Source organism: Streptomyces sp. NPDC003300, assembly GCF_040610915.1.
In the GTDB taxonomy this organism is placed as follows: Bacteria; Actinomycetota; Actinomycetes; order Streptomycetales; family Streptomycetaceae; genus Actinacidiphila.
Window position 1 is genome coordinate 455,189 of the sequence record NZ_JBEXNE010000002.1, and the last position, 19,858, is coordinate 475,046.

Annotated in this window: 13 protein-coding genes; 8 read left to right on the forward strand and 5 right to left on the reverse strand. The window is 70.3% G+C overall.

All coding sequences use genetic code 11. The annotated features are described in order from the left end of the window. Positions 1-8: 8 nt before the first annotated feature. On the reverse strand, positions 9-1,781 hold the full coding sequence (locus ABZX65_RS04505; RefSeq protein WP_355334459.1) for a DUF6801 domain-containing protein: 1,773 nt from the start codon (positions 1,779-1,781) through the stop codon (positions 9-11). Between the two features lie 258 nt (positions 1,782-2,039). Then, positions 2,040-2,672 (reverse strand): hypothetical protein, encoded by a 633-nt coding sequence (locus ABZX65_RS04510; protein WP_355334461.1) that lies wholly within the window; start codon positions 2,670-2,672, stop codon positions 2,040-2,042. 502 nt (positions 2,673-3,174) lie between these two features. Here ABZX65_RS04510 and ABZX65_RS04515 point away from each other — a divergent pair. Further along, positions 3,175-4,443 carry a helix-turn-helix domain-containing protein gene (locus ABZX65_RS04515; RefSeq protein ID WP_355334463.1) on the forward strand — a complete coding sequence of 423 codons (1,269 nt, stop codon included), beginning with the start codon at positions 3,175-3,177 and terminating at the stop codon, positions 4,441-4,443. Here ABZX65_RS04515 and ABZX65_RS04520 read toward each other — a convergent pair. Further along, positions 4,431-6,677, reverse strand: a complete 2,247-nt coding sequence (locus ABZX65_RS04520; RefSeq protein WP_355334465.1) for a discoidin domain-containing protein — start codon at positions 6,675-6,677, stop codon at positions 4,431-4,433. The genes ABZX65_RS04515 and ABZX65_RS04520 overlap by 13 nt on opposite strands. Before the next feature lie 170 nt (positions 6,678-6,847). Here ABZX65_RS04520 and ABZX65_RS04525 point away from each other — a divergent pair, with 170 nt between their 5' ends. The 7 genes from ABZX65_RS04525 to ABZX65_RS04555 all read left to right on the forward strand — a co-directional run bounded on the left by ABZX65_RS04525 (position 6,848) and on the right by ABZX65_RS04555 (position 17,364). Continuing rightward, positions 6,848-7,873, forward strand: a complete 1,026-nt coding sequence (locus ABZX65_RS04525) for a LacI family DNA-binding transcriptional regulator (RefSeq protein ID WP_188279764.1) — start codon at positions 6,848-6,850, stop codon at positions 7,871-7,873. Positions 7,874-8,392: 519 nt separating this feature from the next. Continuing rightward, positions 8,393-9,805 (forward strand): extracellular solute-binding protein, encoded by a 1,413-nt coding sequence (locus tag ABZX65_RS04530; protein ID WP_355334468.1) that lies wholly within the window; start codon positions 8,393-8,395, stop codon positions 9,803-9,805. Between the two features lie 83 nt (positions 9,806-9,888). Continuing rightward, positions 9,889-10,845 (forward strand): sugar ABC transporter permease, encoded by a 957-nt coding sequence (locus ABZX65_RS04535; protein WP_355334470.1) that lies wholly within the window; start codon positions 9,889-9,891, stop codon positions 10,843-10,845. Between the two features lie 14 nt (positions 10,846-10,859). Then, positions 10,860-11,750 (forward strand): carbohydrate ABC transporter permease, encoded by an 891-nt coding sequence (locus ABZX65_RS04540; protein WP_355334473.1) that lies wholly within the window; start codon positions 10,860-10,862, stop codon positions 11,748-11,750. Between the two features lie 122 nt (positions 11,751-11,872). Then, positions 11,873-13,510 (forward strand): alpha-amylase family glycosyl hydrolase, encoded by a 1,638-nt coding sequence (locus ABZX65_RS04545; RefSeq protein ID WP_355334474.1) that lies wholly within the window; start codon positions 11,873-11,875, stop codon positions 13,508-13,510. Between the two features lie 346 nt (positions 13,511-13,856). Beyond that, on the forward strand, positions 13,857-15,617 hold the full coding sequence (locus ABZX65_RS04550) for an NAD+ synthase (RefSeq protein ID WP_355334477.1): 1,761 nt from the start codon (positions 13,857-13,859) through the stop codon (positions 15,615-15,617). A gap of 325 nt (positions 15,618-15,942) precedes the next feature. Further along, positions 15,943-17,364: a N,N-dimethylformamidase beta subunit family domain-containing protein gene (locus ABZX65_RS04555; protein WP_355334734.1), complete on the forward strand. Its 1,422-nt coding sequence runs from the start codon at positions 15,943-15,945 to the stop codon at positions 17,362-17,364. On the opposite strand, the gene ABZX65_RS04560 is transcribed toward ABZX65_RS04555, so the two are convergent. Both ABZX65_RS04560 and ABZX65_RS04565 read right to left on the reverse strand, forming a co-directional pair. Next, positions 17,270-18,646 (reverse strand): glycosyltransferase 87 family protein, encoded by a 1,377-nt coding sequence (locus ABZX65_RS04560; protein WP_355334480.1) that lies wholly within the window; start codon positions 18,644-18,646, stop codon positions 17,270-17,272. The genes ABZX65_RS04555 and ABZX65_RS04560 overlap by 95 nt on opposite strands. A 140-nt stretch (positions 18,647-18,786) precedes the next feature. Then, positions 18,787-19,818, reverse strand: a complete 1,032-nt coding sequence (locus tag ABZX65_RS04565; RefSeq protein ID WP_355334483.1) for an endonuclease/exonuclease/phosphatase family protein — start codon at positions 19,816-19,818, stop codon at positions 18,787-18,789. Positions 19,819-19,858 lie beyond the last annotated feature (40 nt).

Genomic DNA, 19,858 nt, shown 5'->3' on the forward strand with positions numbered 1-19,858 from the left:
GGAGCTGATCAGTGGTGGGGCGGTTCGGGAAAGGCGATCTCCGGATCGCATCCCGAGGCCGCGATGGGCACGCACAGCGGTCCCTGGATGAGATTCAGTGAGTTGCCGTGCCCCGATATCGCCGAGGTGAAGAGGGAATTCAGGTTCTCTCCGTGGCTGCCGCAGCCGGTGAACGGGGGAATGTAGAGGTCGTCCTGGGCCAGCGGCCCGCCGTCCTGCACTCCGTAGTCCGTGGGTCCGGTCGGGCGGCCGGTCAGTGAACTGCGGTCGTAGCCGACGAGTTTGATGTCCAGCGGCGCCGAGGCGCGGCAGTCGGCGCCGACGTCCAGCGGTACGCCGTTGACCTTGACGTCGGACAGCCGCAGTTCCTGCTTGCCGTAGATGGTGCTGGTGGTGATCGTGCCGAGGTTGCTGGTGCCGACCGTGACGACGGTCATCAGGCCCTTGGGGAGCAGTTCCATCCGGGCGGTGACCGGCACGAACCCGAAGGTCAGGAAGGTGGTGTCGGACGGCGGCAGGGCCAGCTTCGCGATCGAGTCGATCTCGAAGTACTGCTTGAGCGGGTCGGGGTCGGTGAACTCCGTCCAGATGCTCTTCTGCACGACGGTGACGCGGGTCGGCTTCTTGGTCAGGTCGTTGATGACCGCGGCGCCCTTGAGCTTGAAGACGTTGGAGTAGCCGGTGACGTAACCGCACTGGGAGTACGGGGGGAACGGCGGGTCGCCGGGGCCGGGGCTGCGGACGGCGTTGGGCGGCCGGGGAATGGAGTCCATGACCGCGGGGTCGGTGTCGCCCTCCGGCGGGTCCTCGCAGTCGTGCACGCCGGAGTGCGGGGGCGAGGCCAGCGTGATGGTGTTGCGGCCGTCGGACCGGGCGGCGTCGGGGGCTCCGTCGCCCGCGCCCTCGCCGGTCTTGCCGACGCCCGCGCGGGAGCCGGTGCGCGGCGTGGGGGCGGCGGCCGAGGAGCCGCCGGGCGCGGTGGCGTGGCCGGGTCCCGAGGAGCCGCCGGGGGTGCCGGGGACGGAGACGGTACCGAGGAGGTCGCCCTGGTCGGGCTTGGGGGCGCAGGTGCCGATGATGTCGGCGGCGTCCTTGGCGGCCTGGCCCGTACCGGCGGAGTCCGCGGCCGTGCCGGTCGCGCTGTCGGCGCCGGACGCGCTGTCGCTGTCGGTGCCGGTCGCACTGTCGGTGCCGGTGCTCGGGGAGTCGGGCGGTGCGGACGCGGGGTCGGTCACGGGGCTGAGCTTGAGGTCCAACTCCCCTGCGGTGAAGCGCACTTCGCCGGAGGCGGTGACCGTCAGCGGCGGCACCGCGCCGCCGAAGGTGAGCACCAGGTCCCCGTCGCCCTTGAGGGGTGTCGAGGGGGCGGTCAGTCCCGGCCATACGGCGTCCGCTCGCGAAGTGCCCTGCGCGACATGGGCGGTGAGGCTCGCGGCGCCGGTCAGGGCTGTGGTGCCGGCGGGCAGCAGCGCCTCGGCGCCGGCCCGCGGCATGGTGACCGTCGCCGTCAGGTCGCCCGGCTGGATGGGCTTTCCGACCACGGCGGTGTCCGGGTAGTTCTGCACCAGCGCGACGGTGACGTCCTGGACGACGGCCTTGTCGGTGCCGCCGGAGCCGTCGGCGGCCGTACCGGCGGGGAAGGCGCACGCGTATCCGAGGGTCACCTTGCCGTCCGGGCCGCTGGCCGCGGAGTCGGGTCCTGGCAGCAGTCCGGCCAGGAGCGCCGCCGCTGCGACAGCGGCGAACCGCACCGCGCGGCGCGGCTTCACGGCACCCCTCATTACGGAACTCCTCAGGAAGGCGTCGGCGACGCAGGACATTACGGTCGAGTAATAAGGCCCCACAAGTGATCGACCGGACGAATATTCGACGGCGTGGACCGGGGCGGATTTCCTGTCACCGAATGACAAAACACAAGCGGAGTTTTGTCCTCCAGTGCGTGTTCGGGACCCCGGCCGCCACTGCGGCGGTCCGGGGTCCCGGTTCGGCCGGCGCGGGCTTCAGCGGTCGCGGCGGCCGGTGTTACGCGAGGGGCGGGCTCAGGGAGAGACGACCTTCAGCGTCGTGGGGGTCACGACGTAGCCGGCCGAGTAGGTGGCCAGGTCGTTGTTGTTGATCAGGCCGAGGCACAGACCGGAGACGTTGTACGCCTTGAGGGTGCCGCCGGTGATGGCCAGCGTGTGGGTGGAGTTGGTGTACGTGGCGTTGAGGGTGGCGCCGTTGCCCACGCCGCTGGGGTCGGCGAAGGTCGCGTTGCACAGACCGGACAGGGTGGCCTTGACGCCGGTCAGCGTGCCGGTGGTGACGCCCGCGGACGTGGTGGCGGCGGTGCCGGTCAGCGTCCACGGGGTGCCCTGGGCGGCGACGGAGAAGGTGATGCCGCCGACCTTGCAGGTGTTCCACGAGACGGTGTTGATGGTGCCGAGGGTGCCGCCGTGCGAACCGTTGGTCACGGTGGCGGTGGCCGCCGACGAGGTGCAGGTGAGCTTGGTGCCCGTGGTGGTGTCGGTCAGCGTGGGCGTGGTGGCCGTCGCGGTGATCGCACCGGTCGACGAGCTGCCCGAGACGGTGTACGTGACGGCCGAGGCCGGGCTGACCGCGAGGCCGAGCGCCGCCGCCATCGCGGCACCGGTGACCATGGTTCCCTTGGCGGTCCTGGAGAGCTTGTGCACGGGCTGATCCTTCCTGGGAGATGACGTACCTGATAAACCGGCTTCCGCGTCTTCCATGTGTGGCGGGAAGGGGAATTCGGTTACGACTCACTACCTGGAACGTGGCACCGATTCCGCTCGGTTGCCCTTGCGGAGCAGGACGTTACGCACGGGTAACCCGGAGGCGCAATAATCCCGGCCAAGATTCTCCGGCGGACCCTACTCTCGGGTATTTTTCTGTCACGGAAGCAACAGTGCGCCGGGATTTTTTATAAGCAAGTGAGCAAGTCGGCCGCACGGTGCGCGCATCGGCCGGCCCGACGGGCGATCACCCGGAGTGCAACCATGGCCATCGGTCGCCGTCGCCCACCGTCGCGGGCCTGACACGTTTCCGTGTGCAAGGTGCTGCGTTCCGTACGCGATTGGTCTATGTTGCAGCGAGGTTGCCCGCGACTACCATGCGTGGCACACCACTTCACCGGTTCACCGGCCAGCAGGGCCGTCGCGGGAGGGGGGTACGGACATGACCGTAACGCGGCAGACGCCGGAGCAGGCGGAATCAATCGGTCCGATTCCACGGGAGTTCGCCGCCATCATGCGGCCGGAACTCCCCAGCCTTTTAAAAGAGATGGCCACGGAAATCGTCACCACGATCCCCGAATACGGCCACTTGCTGGAGGGCCCGAACGCCCGGGTGATCAAAATCGGTATCGAGCAGAGCATCGCCACTTTCGTCGACCGGGTGGCCGCGCCGACCGCGACCACCGCGCTCCGCGACGACCTGTGCCGCCAGTTCGGCCGCTTCGAGGCGTACGAGGGCCGCAGCCTGGACAACCTCCAGGCCGCGTACCGCATCGGCTGCCAGGTGGCGCTGCGCCGGGTGCGCAGCGTGGGCCGCCGCTACAACCTGTCGGCGTCCTTCATGCTGACCTTCGCCGACGCGCTCTTCGCGTACATGGGCGATCTCGCCGAACTCTCCCGCGAGGGCTATGTGCAGGCGATGGCGGAACTGGGCGAGGAGCCCGACAATCGCCGCCGCCGGCTGTTGCGGCGGATTCTCAACGGCGCCTCCGTGGCCCGCAGCGCGCTGGCGGAGCTGGCCGAGCACTCGGCGTGGCCGCTGCCGGAGGAGGTGACGCTGATCGCGGTCGCCCCCGACACGCGTCCGGCCGGGGCGGCGCTCGACAAGGACATCCTGATGGACTTCGCGGACCCGGAGCCGCATCTGCTGGTGCCGGGACCGTTCACCGACGAGCGGCGGGAGCGGCTGCACGCGGCGCTCAACGGCTGCCGGGCGGCGATCGGGCTGACCACCTCGCTGAGCGAGGCCGCGGATTCGCTGCGCTGGGCCCGGCACACACTGGCGCTGGCCGACGCCGGGATCATCGACGACGACTCGGTGGCGCTGAGCGAGAACCATCTGCTGCCGCTGTGGTTATTGGGCGATCCCGCGCTGGTCACGCAGATCGCCAAGCGCTATCTGGGGCCGCTGGTCGGGCTGACCGCCACCCAGCGCGCCCGGCTGATCGACACCCTGCGGATCTGGCTGACCACCCGAGGCACCGCGGCGCAGATCGCCGACCAGCTCGGCGTGCACCCGCAGACCGTGCGCTACCGGATCCGTATCCTCGACCGCGCTTTCGGCGACCAACTCGCCCGCCCCGACGACCGGTTCGCCACCGAGATCGCGCTGCGCGCGCTGCACCTCCAGGAGAACGGCGAAACGCCGGACGGCGGCCTCCTGTCGGAGGACCGCCGCCCGGCGCGCGACCCCTCACGCTACGAGGAGTAGACCTCGAACTCGGAGATCTGGCCCGCGGGCCAGCCGGTGTTGCCGGTGATGGTCAGCCGTACGTAGCGGGCGCTCGCGGGAGTCACCGGGATGGTGACGGTGTTCCCGCTCGCGGGGTTGAAGGTGTAGCCCGCGGACGACTTCAGCGTGCTGTAGGTGTTGTTGTCGGTGGAGCCGAGGACGCTCAGCGTCTCGGTACGGGGGGCCCACGCCGTGGCGGGCGGGAGCTTGAGGACGACCCGGCCGACGGTCCTGGCCGCGCCGAGGTCGACGGTCAGCGACTGCGGGAAGGCGTTGTTGGTGCTCTCCCAGTAGCTGTTGGCGTTGCCGTCCACCGCGTTGCCCGCGACGTAGACATCGGAGTGACCGGTGTCGGAGGCCGGGTGCCCCTGGGCCAGGTTGCCGGAGGCCGGGGTGGTGGGGGGCGTGGTCGGCGGGGTGGTCGGGTTGCCCGAGCCCGGCTGCGGCCAGGTGGAGCAGTCGTTCCAGTTGCTGTCCCAACCGCTGTTGCCCGCACCGCGGTTGATGGTGAAGGCGGGCAGGTTCGCCGGGTAGGAGCAGTTGTACGTACCCGTCGCGCCGGTGCCGGTGGCCGTCACATTGGTGAAGGTCGCGGAGCCGGGCGTCTCGGCCTGCACCACGACCGTGCCGGTGTTGCTGGCCGTCGCGCCGCTGACGGTCACGCCGTTGATGGTGTAGCCGTGGCCGCCGCCGGAGACGAACTCGAAGTCGCTGTACGGGCTGCCGATGAAGGTCGTGTTGCTGATCCGGATGTCGTTGTTGATCGCGTAGTCATAGCTGTCCACGCGCAACGCACCCATCGGGTGGCCCCAGTTGGGGTTCAGCGCGCCGGTACGGATCAGGGTGTTGCCGGAGACCGTGACGGTGCCGGACAGCGGGTTGAAGGGCTGGAGGAACGCCTGGTTGGAGATGGCGATGCCGCCGCCGAGCGCGTTGGTGTCGGCGATCACGTTGTTGGAGACGGTGTTGTTGCTGCCGCCGTAGATCGCGATGCCGTTGGCCAGGTTGGGCTGCACGATGGTGTTGTTGCTGAAGGTGTTGCCCGTGTCGGGCGCGCCGAGCGACCACATGGCGAGACTGTCGTCGCCCTGGTTGCGCAGGAAGTTGTTCTTCACCTGGACGCCGTTGGCGCTGCCGTCCAGGTTGAGGCCGTCGGCGGTGGTGCCGAGGATGCGGTTGTTCTGCACCACGAGGTTGTTGTTGTTGCCGGTCAGCCACAGACCGCACTTCTCGCGCTGCACCCAGATCCCGGAGACCACCGAGTTCGGGCCGAGGCTGCCGGTGATGAAGCTGTCGGGCGAGCCGTCGTTGCGGACGCTGACCTCGCCGAAGACGGCGAAGTCGTACAGCTTGGTGTTGCCGCTCGCGCTGGTCTGGTCGATCAGGTGCGAGCTGTGCAGCACGGAGTACCAGTTGCCCGCGCCGCGGATGGTGACGCCGTCGGCCTGGATGGTGGAGCCCAGCTTGAAGTCGCCGGACGGGATCCAGACCTCCTTGCCCTGCGACTTCGCCTGGGCGATGGTCGTGTTGAAGGCGCTGGTGGAGTCGGCGCCCCCGGTGGCGTCGGCGCCGTTGCTGACGACGGATATGGAGTTCGCCGGCGCGCTCGCCGCCCCCGCCACCTGCTCGAAGTCGGCGACGTCGATGGTGGCCTGGCCGGTGTCGCCCGCGTCGAGCTGGAGCTTGACCTTGGCGCCGGCGGCCAGATTCTGGCCCAGCTTGATCCGCGAGTCGTCGAAGAAGTGGTGGGTCTTGGAACCGGCGATCCACGACGTGTCGACGTAGCTGTACTGCGCGGTGACCGCCAGCTTCTGGCTGATCTTGGTGCCGTTGACGTAGACCGAGACGGTGCCTGAGGCGCCGCGCGGCAGGTTGTAGGCGACATCCACCGCGTTGGCCGGGGCGGTCAGGGTGAACTCGACGTACTTGCCCTGGCCGTTGAGGCTGACCGCGCGGCGGCCCGACGCCTCGGAGGCGACGGTGGACTGGGTGTAGTCGGGGCCGACCGCCGAGCCGTTGGTGGCGGCGGCCTCGGCCTCGTACTCGGTGAACGGGACGCTCGCGCCTCCGCTCACGGCGAAGGGCGAGACGGTCGATACGGAGGGGGCGGCGCTGGCCGACTGGGCCGTCACGGCGAGCGCGAGCCCGCCCGCGACGACCGCCGCCGCGGTGGCGGAAGCCAACCAGGCCGTGGAACGACGTCTGTTGTCCATGGGGTGGGGGGTGTCCCTTCTGACTGGAGTCACAGAGGTGACGCACACCCTAGAGATGTCATGCATGAGACAGCAAGATGTCGATTGGATTTCGCAAAATTTGGATGACTTGCAGAGATCTCGCAAATTCACCGCAAGAAACTTGCGCCACCTGTACTAGAATCGACGCCATGACACGACGACTTGCCGAGGTGGCAAAGAAGGTCGGGGTGAGTGAGGCCACCGTCAGCCGCGTGCTGAACGGGAAGCCTGGCGTCTCCGACGGAACCCGGGCAGCGGTCCTCACCGCTCTTGACGTGCTCGGTTACGAACGGCCCACCCAGCTCCGGGGGGAACGCGCCCGGCTGGTCGGCATGGTCATGCCCGAGCTGCAAAATCCGATCTTCCCGGCTTTCGCCGAGGTGGTCGGCGGCGCGCTGGCGCAGCAGGGCTTCACCCCGGTGCTGTGCACCCAGACCGCGGGCGGCGTCTCCGAGGCCGACTACGTGGAACTGCTGCTCCAGCAGCATGTCTCCGGCGTGGTCTTCTTCGGCGGGCTCTACGCCCAGGCCGAGTCACCGCACGACCACTACGCGCGGCTGGCCGAGCGCAATCTGCCCACCGTGCTGATGAACGCGGCCATCGACCATCTCGACTTCCCGCGCGTCAGTTGTGACGACGCGGTCGCGGTCGAGCAGGCGATGAACCACCTCATCTCGCTCGGCCATCAGCGGATAGCCCTCGTGCTCGGCCCGCCCGACCACGTACCGTCGCGCCGCAAGCTCGCCGCCGCCCGCCGGGTCGACCCGTCGGTGACCGTCGAGCACGCGCTGTTCACGTTGGAGGGCGGCCAGGCGGCGGCCAGCCGGCTGCTCGCGCGCGGCATCACGGCCTTCATCTGCGCGAGCGACCTGCTGGCGCTCGGCACCATAAGGGCGGCTCGCAGAAGGCGGCTGTCGGTGCCGGAGGACGTGTCGGTAATCGGTTACGACGACTCGTCGCTGATGAACTGCACCGAGCCGCCGCTGACCACCGTCCGGCAGCCGATCGAGGCGATGGGCCGGGCGGCCGTGGACCTGCTGGCCGGAGAGATCAGCGGGGCGTCGGTCGACCACGACGAGCTGTTCTTCGAACCGGAACTGGTAGTACGCGGTTCCACCGGTCCCGCCCCGCACCCCTCCCGCCTCCCCCACCCGGAGGCCCGCGCCAACGTCTGACCCCGCACCACGAGTCACCCGCGAACCCGGACCTGAGCCAGGGCCCGAGCCAGGATCAGGGCCAGGACCTGGGCTGAGCCCGTCCCGGGCTCGGCCCGAGCTCAGCCATGCCACCACGGCGCCGGGGCGGAGAGCCGTGCTCCCGCCCCGGCGCCGCCGTCCGCTCCCCCGGCGACCCGCCGGCCGCGGCCCCCTGGGGCCCGCCGGGCGACCCTCCCGGGCCCGTGGGCACCCCCTCCGGCCCGGCCCGCGCCGGGCCCGCGGAGGGGCCGTCACGGGCCGTCCGCGAGCACACGGCCGGTGACCCCGCTTCCACTTGCGAGCCGTCCGACGTCGTAACCAAGTCGTGTCTTTGCGAAATTCGCGCGACATCTTGCGGACATCTATCGGGTTAAGTACGTTGAGCCAACCCGAAACGGCGGCGTGCAACTGCGCCGAGCATCACGTGCACCATGTGCCGCGGGGGTCCCAGATCGCAGTCCAACGACGCGCAGTGGTTCAGGGGAAAGGGTTTTGAACATGAGCAGAATCGGCTACCGCAGACTGGTGGCGGTCGCGCTGGTCGCGGGCATCGGATTGTCCGCTGCCGCGTGTTCCAGCAGCGACGACAAGAAGGATGACCCGGGAACGAAGGCCAGCAGCAGCTCCAGCAGCGCCGGCACCCCCTTGGACCCGAAGACCAAGGTGTCGATCACGGTCGACTGTGAGCCGCCGACCACGAAGAAGGCCGAGCGCCAGCAGTGGATCGACGACGTCGCCGAGTTCAACAAGACGTACCCGAACGTCACGGTCAACAGCAAGGACGCGTTCCCTTGCGAGGACCCGGCCAAGTTCACCGCCCAGCTCCAGGGCGGTAGCCAGACCGACGCGTTCTACACGTACATGACCGACCTCCAGCAGGTGCTGGACGCCGGCCAGGCGGCCGACATCACGGAATACGTCAACGACAAGACGGTCCCGAACCTCAAGGACATCGACCCCGGTGTCCTCGACGTCCTCAAGGACGGCGGCAAGCTGTACGGTCTGCCCACCTCGAACTACCAGATGGGCCTGATCTACAACCGGAAGATCTTCAAGGACGCCGGTCTGGACCCGAACAACCCGCCCACCACGTGGGAAGGCGTCCGCGCCGCCTCCAAGCAGATCGAGGACAAGCTCGGCAGCAAGGGCATCCACGGCTTCATCGAGAACGCCGGCGGCAACCAGGGCGGCTGGCACTTCACGTCCGAGCTGTACGGCCTCGGCGGCACCATGGTGTCCGAGGACGGCAAGAAGGCGACGTTCAACGACGACAGCGCCAAGACCCTGCTGACCACGCTGCACGACATGCGCTGGACGGACAACAGCATGCCCGCCACCCCGGGCAAGGAGTGGGGCGACGTCCAGAAGGCGATGGGCACCGGCGTCGTCGGCATGTACGTCGGCGCTCCCGACGACATCCCGCTGGTCGTCCAGCAGTACAAGGCCAAGTTCGAGGACCTCGGCATGGCCCCGATCCCCGGCGGCAAGACCTCGCTGTTCGGCGGCGCCGACTACATGTTCAAGAAGTCGGCCTCCCCGGACCAGATCAAGGCCGGCATCGCCTGGATCAACTTCAAGTACCTGACCCTCGAGAAGGGCCAGTTCAACTACCCGCGGAACAAGACGGACGGCCTGCCCGTCGGTCTCCCGCAGCCCTTCTTCTTCACCGGCGCGTCGAAGGAGAAGGACAACTCCACCAAGGCCGCGAACGCGACCGTCCCGGTCGAGAACTTCAAGACGTACGTCGACGCCCAGGTGCCCGTGAAGCCCGAGCCGCCGAACGCCCAGAAGATCTACACCGTGCTCGACACGGTGATGTCCGGTGTTCTGACCAACAAGAACGCTGACATCTCCAAGCTGCTCTCCACTGCCGAGTCCCAGGTCAACAGCCTCCTGGCCGCCTCTCAGTAACGACAGCCCGCGGGGGCCGGTCCGGCGACCGGCCCCCGCTCAGCGGTACCGGCCCGACGCATCACTTCAGTCGAGGAGCACCCATGGCGGCGACAACCGTCCCCGAGAAATCGAGTAGGCGCCACGCCGGGCGTCCCGTTGGTCAGCCCGATGGAACGCAGCGCCGTTCCGGCCTGAGCCGTAAAGTCCGGCAGAACGTCCAGGCGTACGGCTTCCTGATCGGCGCGGTCCTCTGCTTCGGGTTCTTCTCGTGGTACCCGATGGTCCGCGAGTTCATCATGAGCTTCCAGAAGACCAAGCGCGGTGTCACCACCTGGGTGGGCTTCGACAATCTCAAGCAGGTCTACCACGACCCGTATTTCTGGACGGCCTGGCGCAACACCCTGCAATTCACGGTGTACGCGCTGGTGATCGGCTTCATCGTGCCGTTCTTCGTGGCGATCCTGCTCAATGAACTGCGGCACGCACAGGCGTACCTGCGCATTCTGGTGTACCTGCCGGTGATGCTTCCGCCGGTCGCCGGTGTGCTGCTGTTCAAGTACTTCTACAACCCGGAGTACGGGCTCTTCAACCACATTCTGAAGACCCTGCACCTGCCGACCTCCGCATGGCTGGACTCGTCGCACACGGCGATGATCTCGGTGGTGATCGCGGCCACCTGGATGAGCATGGGAAGCGCCACGCTGATCTATCTGGCCGCGCTCCAGAACATCCCCGGCGAGCTGTACGAGGCCGCCGACCTGGACGGGGCCGGGCTGTTCAGCAAGATCTGGCACGTCACGATCCCGCAGACCCGCATGGTGCTCTCACTCATGCTGCTGCTCCAGATCGTGGCGACCATGCAGGAGTTCACCAACGTCTATCTGCTGACCGGCGGCAACGGCCCGGAGAACTCCACCACGACGGTCGTGTACATGGTCTACCAGTACGCGTTCCGCTACAACAATTTCGGAAGCGCCGCGGCGCTGGGCCTTTTCCTGCTGCTGGTGCTGGCCGGATTCTCCGGTGTGTACGCGCGGCTGAGCCGGAACAGCGACTAGGACGGAAGACGGACATGGCAGCGTTCACCCAGCAAAACCGGACCCTGATCTCGTCGGCCGCTTTGAGCCGACCGCGGGCGAAATTCGTCTACTGGACCGTGCTGAGCCTGGTCATCCTGGTCTTCACCCTGGTGTTCCTCGGCCCGCTCTACTGGATGGTGACCGGCGGCTTCAAGTCGGCCCAGGAAGTCCTGGCGAATCCGCCGACGCTCTTCCCGAAACACCCGAAGGCGAGCAACTACTCGGACGCCTGGAGCGAGCTGAAGATCGCCCGGCTGCTCTTCAACACCTTCTATTACGCGTTCGGCGCGCTGCTGCTGCAACTCGTCTTCGACGTGGCGGCGGCGTACGCGATCTCCAAGCTCCGGCCGGTGCTCGGCAATCTGATCCTCGGCATGATGCTCGCCACGCTGATGATCCCGGCGGCGGTGCTGATCGTCCCGCAGTACATGACGGTCCTCGACCTGCCGCTGCTGCACGTGAACCTGATCGGCACCCCGTGGGCGATCTGGCTGCCCACGGTGGCCAACGGCTTCAACATCTTCCTGCTGAAGCGATTCTTCGACTCGATTCCCGAGGATCTGATGTCCGCGGCGAAGATCGACGGCGCCGGGCCGCTGCGCACGCTGTGGTCGATCGTGCTGCCGATGTCGCGTCCGATCCTCGGCGTCGTGTCGATCTTCGCGGTGGTCAACGTCTGGAAGGACTTCCTCTGGCCGATGCTGGTGGAGCCCGACCCGAAGAACCAGCCGATCAACATCGGCATCAACTCGCTCTCGCAGGGCGTACCGCAGAACGTGCTGATCGCCGCGCTGGCCATCTCCGCGGTGCCGACCCTGCTGATCTTCCTGCTCTTCCAGCGCAACATCATGTCCGGCCTGACCGCGGGCAGCCTCAAGGGCTGACGGGTCACCGGACCGCAAGCCTTCCGTAACGCACCCCCAAGCACTCCGCCGCCGGCCTCTATGCCCACATCCCCGCCTCCGGGGCCGGCGGCGGGGTCCCACCTGCCCGAAAGGACGTTGACGTGGCAGACACCCCTCAGCCCGAGGCCGACGAGAACTGGTGGCGCGGCGCGGTCATCTACCAGGTCTATCCGCGGAGCTTCGCCGACAGCAACGGCGACGGCACCGGAGACCTCGCCGGGGTGCGTTCCCGGCTGCCCTACCTGGCCGAGCTGGGCGTCAACGCCCTCTGGTTCAACCCCTGGTACCCGTCGCCGATGGCCGACGGCGGATACGACGTGGCCGACTACCGGGACATCGACCCGGTCTTCGGCACGCTCGCCGAGGCCGAGAAGCTGATCTCCGAGGGCCTGGCGCTGGGCATCAGGACGATCATCGACATCGTGCCGAACCACATATCGGCGGCCCACCCGTGGTTCCGCGAGGCGCTGGCGGCCGGTCCCGGATCGCCCGCGCGCGACCGCTTCTGGTTCCGCCCCGGCCGCGGTGACGACGGCGAGCTGCCGCCGAACAACTGGCCTTCGCAGTTCGGCGGCCCGGCCTGGACGAGGACGACCGACCCGGACGGCACGCCCGGCGACTGGTTCCTGAACCTCTTCGACTCCGAGCAGCCCGACCTCAACTGGAACCACCCGGACGTCCGGGCCGAGCACGAGGACATCCTGCGGTTCTGGTTCGACCGCGGCGCGGGCGGCGTACGGATCGACTCCGCCGCGATGGTCGCCAAGGACCCGGAGCTGCCCGATCTGAGCAGCGACCCGGCCGCCCCGCACCCGTACATCGACCGGGACGACCTGCACGAGATCTACCGCGGCTGGCGGCGGATCGCCGACGGATACGACAACACGCGGATCCTGGTCGGCGAGGTGTGGCTGCCGGACGCGGTGCGTTTCGCGCACTATCTGCGGCCGGACGAGATGCACACCGCGTTCAACTTCGACTTCCTCGCCTGCCCCTGGGCGCCGGAGCAGCTCCGCAAGTCCATCGAGACGACGCTGGCCGCGCACGAGCCGGTGGGCGCGCCCGCCACGTGGGTGCTGTGCAACCACGACGTGACGCGTACGGTCACCCGCTACGGGCGGGTCGACACCGGCTTCGACTTCGCGACCAAGGCGTTCGGCATCCCGACCGACCTGGAGCTGGGCACCCGCAGGGCGCGGGCCGCCGCGCTGCTGACCCTGGCGCTGCCCGGATCCGTCTACCTCTACCAGGGCGAGGAGCTGGGGCTGCCCGAGGTCGAGGACATTCCGGCGGCCAAGCTCCAGGACCCGATGTACCTGCGGTCCGGCGGCACCGACCCCGGCCGGGACGGCTGCCGTGTGCCGCTGCCCTGGTCCGGTGACTCCTCGCCGTTCGGCTTCAGCCCCGAGGGTTCGGCGGAGCCGTGGCTTCCGCAGCCGGCCGACTGGGCGGGGCGCACCGCCGAGATCCAGTCCGCCGACCCGGCGTCGATGCTCTCGCTGTACCGGGCGGCGCTGCGGATTCGCAGCGCGGAGGCCGGTCTGGGCGACGGTCCCATGCACTGGCTCGACTCCGACCCGGGCGTCCTCGCCTTCAGCCGCACCGACGCGTTCGTCTGCGTCGTCAACCTGGCCGACACCCCCGCGGAGCTGCCCGCGCACAGTGAGCTCCTGCTCACCAGCGGACCTCTCCTCGACGGCCGTATCCCCGCCGACACCGCCGTCTGGCTGCGCCGCTGAAACGATTTTCTTGCGAGGGACGGTAAGCCGATCTTCTCCGGGGCGCGGCCCCGGCCGGTTCCCTGACCGGGGCGGTACGCCGAATTTGTGAGGGGCGCGGGGAACCGCGCGGCCAGCCACAACGGGCCGGTGGCCCGGAGACAACCGATCCGCCCCGCGGGGGCCGGTGGTGACCTGCGGGAGCACGGTGGCTGAGCGCGCGGTTCCCCGCGCCCCTTGGGGCCTGCCCTGCACCGCGAGGTGGCCGGGCGGTGGCCGCGCGGTTCCCCGCGCCCCTTCGGGGCCGACCCCCTGGGCACGGGCACCCCGGGCGACATCTCGTCGCATTGACGATTAAGATGAGGCCATGCCTCAACTACGCCTCGCCCTGAATCAGATCGACTCCCGCGTCGGCGACATCGCCGGGAACACCGAGACCGTCGTGCGCTGGGCCCATCACGCGTCCGCGCGCGGAGCGCACCTGGCGGCGTTTCCCGAGATGATGCTCACCGGGTACCCGGTGGAGGATCTGGCGCTGCGCGCCTCGTTCGTGGACGCGAGCCGCGCGGCCCTGGTGGCGCTGGCGAAGCGGCTGGCCGACGAGGGCCTGGGCGAGCTGCCGGTGGTCGTGGGGTATCTGGGCCGCAGCGAGAACGCGCGGCCGAGGTTCGGGCAGCCCGCGGGGGCGCCGCAGAACTGCGCGGCGGTGCTGCACGGCGGCGAGGTGGCGCTGCGCTTCGCCAAGCACCACCTGCCCAACTACGGGGTCTTCGACGAATTCCGGTACTTCGTGCCGGGCGACACCATGCCGGTGATCCGGGTGCGGGGCGTGGACGTGGCGCTGGCGATCTGCGAGGACCTGTGGCAGGACGGCGGCCGGGTCCCGGCGGCCCGCGCGGCCGGCGCCGGTCTGCTGCTGTCGGTCAACGCGTCGCCGTACGAGCGGGACAAGGACGACACGCGTCTGGACCTGGTGCGCAGGCGCGCGCGGGAGGCGGGCTGCACGCTGGCGTATCTGGCGATGGTCGGCGGCCAGGACGAGCTGGTCTTCGACGGTGACACGATCGTCGTCGGCGAGGACGGCGAGGTGATCGCGCGGGCCCCGCAGTTCGCCGAGGAGTGCGTGCTGCTCGACCTCGACCTGCCCGCCGCGCCCGGGCGGGCGCCGTCCGGGCGGGTGGCCGACGGCCTGGAGATCCGCCATGTGACGCTCTCCGAGACGCCGGTCGAACCGTATCCGGCGGAGTTCACCGGCGGCGAGGCCGAGCGGCTGACCGACGACGCCGAGATCTACGGCGCGCTGGTCACCGGCCTGCGCGCGTACGTCGAGAAGAACGGCTTCCGCTCGGTGCTGATCGGTCTGTCCGGCGGCATCGACTCGGCCCTGGTGGCCGCCATCGCGGTCGACGCGATCGGCGCGGCGAACGTGTACGGCGTGTCGATGCCGTCGGCGTACTCCTCGGACCACTCCAAGGGCGACGCGGCGGAGCTGGCCCGCAGGACCGGCCTCAATCTCCGTACGGTGTCGATCGCCCCGATGTTCGACGCCTACATGGCGTCGCTGTCGCTGACCGGCCTCGCCGAGGAGAACCTCCAGTCACGGCTGCGCGGCGTCACGCTGATGGGGATCTCCAACCAGGAGGGCCAGATCGTGCTCGCGCCGGGCAACAAGAGCGAGCTGGCGGTGGGGTACTCGACGCTGTACGGCGACTCGGTCGGCGCGTACGGCCCGATCAAGGACGTCTACAAGACGACCGTCTTCCGGCTGGCGCGCTGGCGCAACGCCGACGCCGAGGCGCGCGGCGAGACCCCGCCGATCCCGGAGAACTCGATCGCGAAGCCGCCGAGCGCGGAGCTGCGCCCCGGCCAGGTCGACACCGACTCACTGCCGGACTACGACGTCCTCGACCGGGTCCTGGAGATGTACGTCGACCGGGACCAGGGCCGCGAGGCGATCATCGCGGCGGGCTTCGACGCCGAGTTGGTCACGCGTATCCTCAAGCTGACCGACACCGCCGAGTACAAGCGGCGGCAGTACCCGCCGGGCACGAAGATCTCCGCGAAGGGCTTCGGCAAGGACCGCAGGCTGCCGATCACCAACCGCTGGCGCGAGGGCGAGCAGAGCTGACCAACACCGCCCGGTGACCGCCGCGTTCGGCGCGCCGGAGCCGCGGGCGGCCGGATCACGCGCAGGATCGTCCTGACGGAGCCGAGCCGCGCCCCAGCGCCCGGCGCACCGAGAAGGGGACGCGGAAGTGGACGACGAACGCGAGCACCCGGCCGCGAAGGGCCCGGCGCCCCAGCCGGGCGCCCAGGGCCCGCCGCCCGGCCCGTACGCCCGTCCCGCGGACGACGGCGCGCCGCCCGGTCCGGCCCGGCGGCGCGTGCTTCACGCGGCCGTCGCCGGGGTGGTCGGCGCGGCGGCGGCCGGGTGCGACAGCGGCTCCGCCGCGGTGCGCCGCACCCCCACCAGCGGCCCCACCCCCGTCCGGCGGGCGGGCACCGACGACTGGCGGATCCGCTCGCTGGGACCGCCGGACGCGATCGAGGGGTACGCCGACAGGGTCAGCGTCCGGCCCGGTGAGCGCGTGGGGCTGTACGTGTCGACGACCGCGCCCGGCTTCCGCGTCGCCGCCTACCGGGTCGGCTGGTACGGCGGGTCGCAGGCCACGCGGGTGTGGACGTCGCCGCGGACGGCGGGGCACCGGCAGCCGGGGCCCAGGACGTCCGGGTCCACCAGGACCGTGACGGCGGGCTGGGAGCGCGGCCTCGACGTCCCCACCGACGGCTGGCCCGAGGGCGCCTATCTGCTGCTGCTCACCTCCGACGACGGCCATCAGCGGTACGTCCCGCTCGTGGTCCGCTCGACCGCGGCCACCGGCCGGACCCTGATCATGCACGCGCCCGCGACCTGGCAGGCGTACAACGACTGGGGCGGCTACAGCCTCTACAACGGCCGGGACGGCCGCTACGGAGACCGGTCGCTTGCCGTGTCGTTCGACCGGCCGTACGCGAAGAACGGCGCCGAGAAGTTCCTGGTGTACGAGCGCGCCCTGGTGGTCCTCGCCGAGCGGCTCGGGCTGCCGCTGGCGTACACGACGGGGATCGACGTCCACCGCGACCCCGGCGTGCTGCGCGGCGCGACCACGGCCGTGGCGCTCGGCCACGACGAGTACTGGACGCCGGAGCAGCGCGCGCACGTCACGGCGGCGCGGGACGCGGGCACCAATCTGGTCTTCCTCGGCGCGAACACCTGCTTCCGGCGGATCCGCCTCGAAGCCGTCCGGGGCGGCGAACCGCGCACCGTGGTCTGCTACAAGACCGACTATCAGAGCGACCCCGGCCTCGCGCGCGACCCGGCGAAGCCGACCAACGACTTCCGCGCCCGGCCCGCCCCCGACCCCGAGTCCTCGCTGACCGGCGTCATCTACGAGGGGTATCCGACCGACGCCCCGTACGTGGTGGAGAGCGCAGACCACTGGCTCTTCGCGGGCACCGGCGCCGCGCGGGGCGACCGCTTCGCGCACCTGGTCGGCGTCGAGTACGACCGGGTGGACCCCGGCTGTCCGACCCCGGCGCCGATCGAGGTCGTCGCCCACTCGCCGCTGGTGTGCGACGGCCGCGCCAGCCACTCGGACTCGGCGTACTACACGGTGCCCGGCGGCGCGGGCGTCTTCGCCACCGGGACGATGCGCTGGGTCGAGGGGCTGATGGCGGGCACCGGTCTGATGGGCCGCGACCACGGCATGGACGAGCGCACCCGGACGTTCGTCACCAAGGTCACGGAGAATCTGCTGACCGGCTTCGCCGCGGGGCGGGCCGCCGCTTCCCGGCCCGCCCCGCGGGCGAACGTGAGCCGGCTGTACGGGACCTGAGGCGGGCTCCGCGGGAGCGCGCCGCGCGGGCCGGGGGCGGGGACTCGGTGCGCAGCGCCGTGGTCACCACGCGGCCCGCGACGGCGAGGAAGGCGAGCCCGGCCAGCGGGTAGCAGGCCGCGAGGAGCATCTGGGCGGGGTTCTCGCGCAGTTCGGGGCGTCCCCGGCCGTGCGGGAGGGCCCAGAGCGCGTACGAGCAGAACACCAGGACGGCCGCCGCCGCGCCCCAGACCCACCGCCGGTCGTGGCGGCGTACCCCCTCGGCGACGAGCAGCACAGCCATGGGCACCGCCCAGACCCAGTGGTGGGTCCACGACACCGGGCTGACCAGGAGGGCCGTCACACCGCAGGAGACCGCGGCCCAGGCGGCGGCGAACGGCAGCCGGTCCCCGGCCGTGAGCGCGCCCACCGCGACGGCCAGTCCCGCGAGGGCGACGGCGAGCGCGACGCAGAGCCAGAGCGTGCCGGGGTCGCCGCTGTGCGTCAGCCGGGCCAGGACGCCGCGCAGCGACTGGTTGGCGACCTCTTCGGCGTAACCGGCGCGGTCGGGCGAGAAGACGTCCTGGGTCCAGTAGCGGACCGAGTCGTGCGGGAGGGCCAGCGCGGCGACTCCGACGGTGGCCGCGAAGGTCCCGGCCGCGACCGACGCGCGGCGCAGATACGGGGTGCCGCGCCCGCGGGTGGTGAAGGCGGCCAGGGCGAGCAGCGCGACGAACAGCACCGGGGTGAGCTTGATGCCCGCGGCGATGCCGATGCCGACCCCCGCCCACCTGCGGTCGGCCCGGCAGGTGAGGTCGGCCAGCACCAGCACGGCGAGCAGCAGATTGACCTGCCCGTAGCGCAGGGTCGCCCAGACCGGCTCGCACCACACCACCAGCGCGGTCAGGAGCAGCGCGGACGCCACGGTCGGCCGCCGGTCGACCAGCCGCAGCGACAGGGCGGCGAAGGCCACCGCGAGCAGCAGATTCGCCACGGTCGCGGCGGTGCGCATGGCGCCCACGTCCAGCCAGGTCAGCGGGACGAACAGCAGTCCCGCGAACGGCGGATACGTCATCGGCAGTCCGTCGGCGCGCAGCGAGTACAGGTCGCCGCCGGTGCGTACCGTCCAGCCCGCCGCCCGGTAGACCATCACGTCGATCATCGAGACCCGCACCAGGCGCTGCACCAGCCACACGCCCGCGACGGACAGCAGGCACCACCCGGCGGCGACGGCGGCCCGGGCGGGGGAAAGCCACTCACGCCACCCGCGTCTGCGCGCGGCGGCGGACATCGGTTCTTGCATGGCGACACCCTCACGGCAGCGGACCGGGCGCCGGCGACGAGCACCTGCGGGTCACGCTCGCGCAACCGCCGCCGCGCCGCCACCTCGGTGCGCCATCCGGCGGAGCGCGCCGAGCCGCGGGAAAGCCGTGTGCGGAGGGGCTACGGCACCTGGAGGCGGGCGGCGACCGGGAGGTGGTCGCTGCCGGTCTTCGGCAGGGTCCAGGACGCCTTGGGCTCGATGCCCTTGACCATGATCTGGTCGATCCTGGCCATCGGGAAGGACGCGGGCCAGCTGAAGCCGAAGCCGTTGCCCGCCGCGCCCTGCGTGGAGCGCATCTGCGAGGTGACCGAGGCCAGCGCCCGGTCGTTCATGGTGCCGTTGAGGTCGCCGAGCAGCACCACGCTGTGCAGGTTCTCGTCCGCGATGGCCCGGCCGAGCGCGTCGGCCGCGTTGTCGCGCTGTCCCGCGGTGAATCCGGCGTTGAACTTCACCCGCACGGACGGCAGATGCGCCACGTACACCGCGACCTGGCCGTCCGGGGTCTTCACCGCTGCCCGCATGGCGCGGGTCCACCCCATCTTGATGTCCACCGTGCGCACCCCGGACAGCGGGTACTTGCTCCACAGCCCGACCGTGCCCTGCACCGAGTGGTACGGGTAGGCGGCGGCGAGGTCGCGCGCGTAGCGGGGCGCCTGGCTCTCGGCCAGTTCCTCCAGGGCGACGATGTCGGCGCCGGCCGCGATGACGTCCTTGGCGGTGCCGTCGGGGTCCGGGTTCTCGGCGTTCACATTGTGGGTGAGCACCGTCAGATCGCCGCCGGAGGACGTCTTGTCGGTGACCAGGCCGCCGAAGAGGTTGAGCCAGATCACCGACGGCAGCAGCAGGGCGATCAGCGCGGTCGTGGAGCGCCGCAGCACGGCGGCCACCAGCAGCACCGGCACGGCCAGGCCGATCCAGGGCAGGAAGGTCTCCAGCAGACTGCCGAGGTTGCCGATCCGGTTGGGCAGGTCGGCGTGCACGAGCAGCAGGACGGCCACGAGGACGGCGACGACGGCGAGAATGACGCCGCGCCGCCACATGCCTTCGGGCTGCCACCAGTGACGGAACCGGGCGCGGGCTCCGGAGGCGTTCCTGGGCGGCATGGCGCTGCCGTCCGTGGTCGCGTCCGTGCCGCTCTGCGCCTGGGTCATGAGGGTCCTCACTGCCTTGCCGGGTGCTCTGCCGACCTTA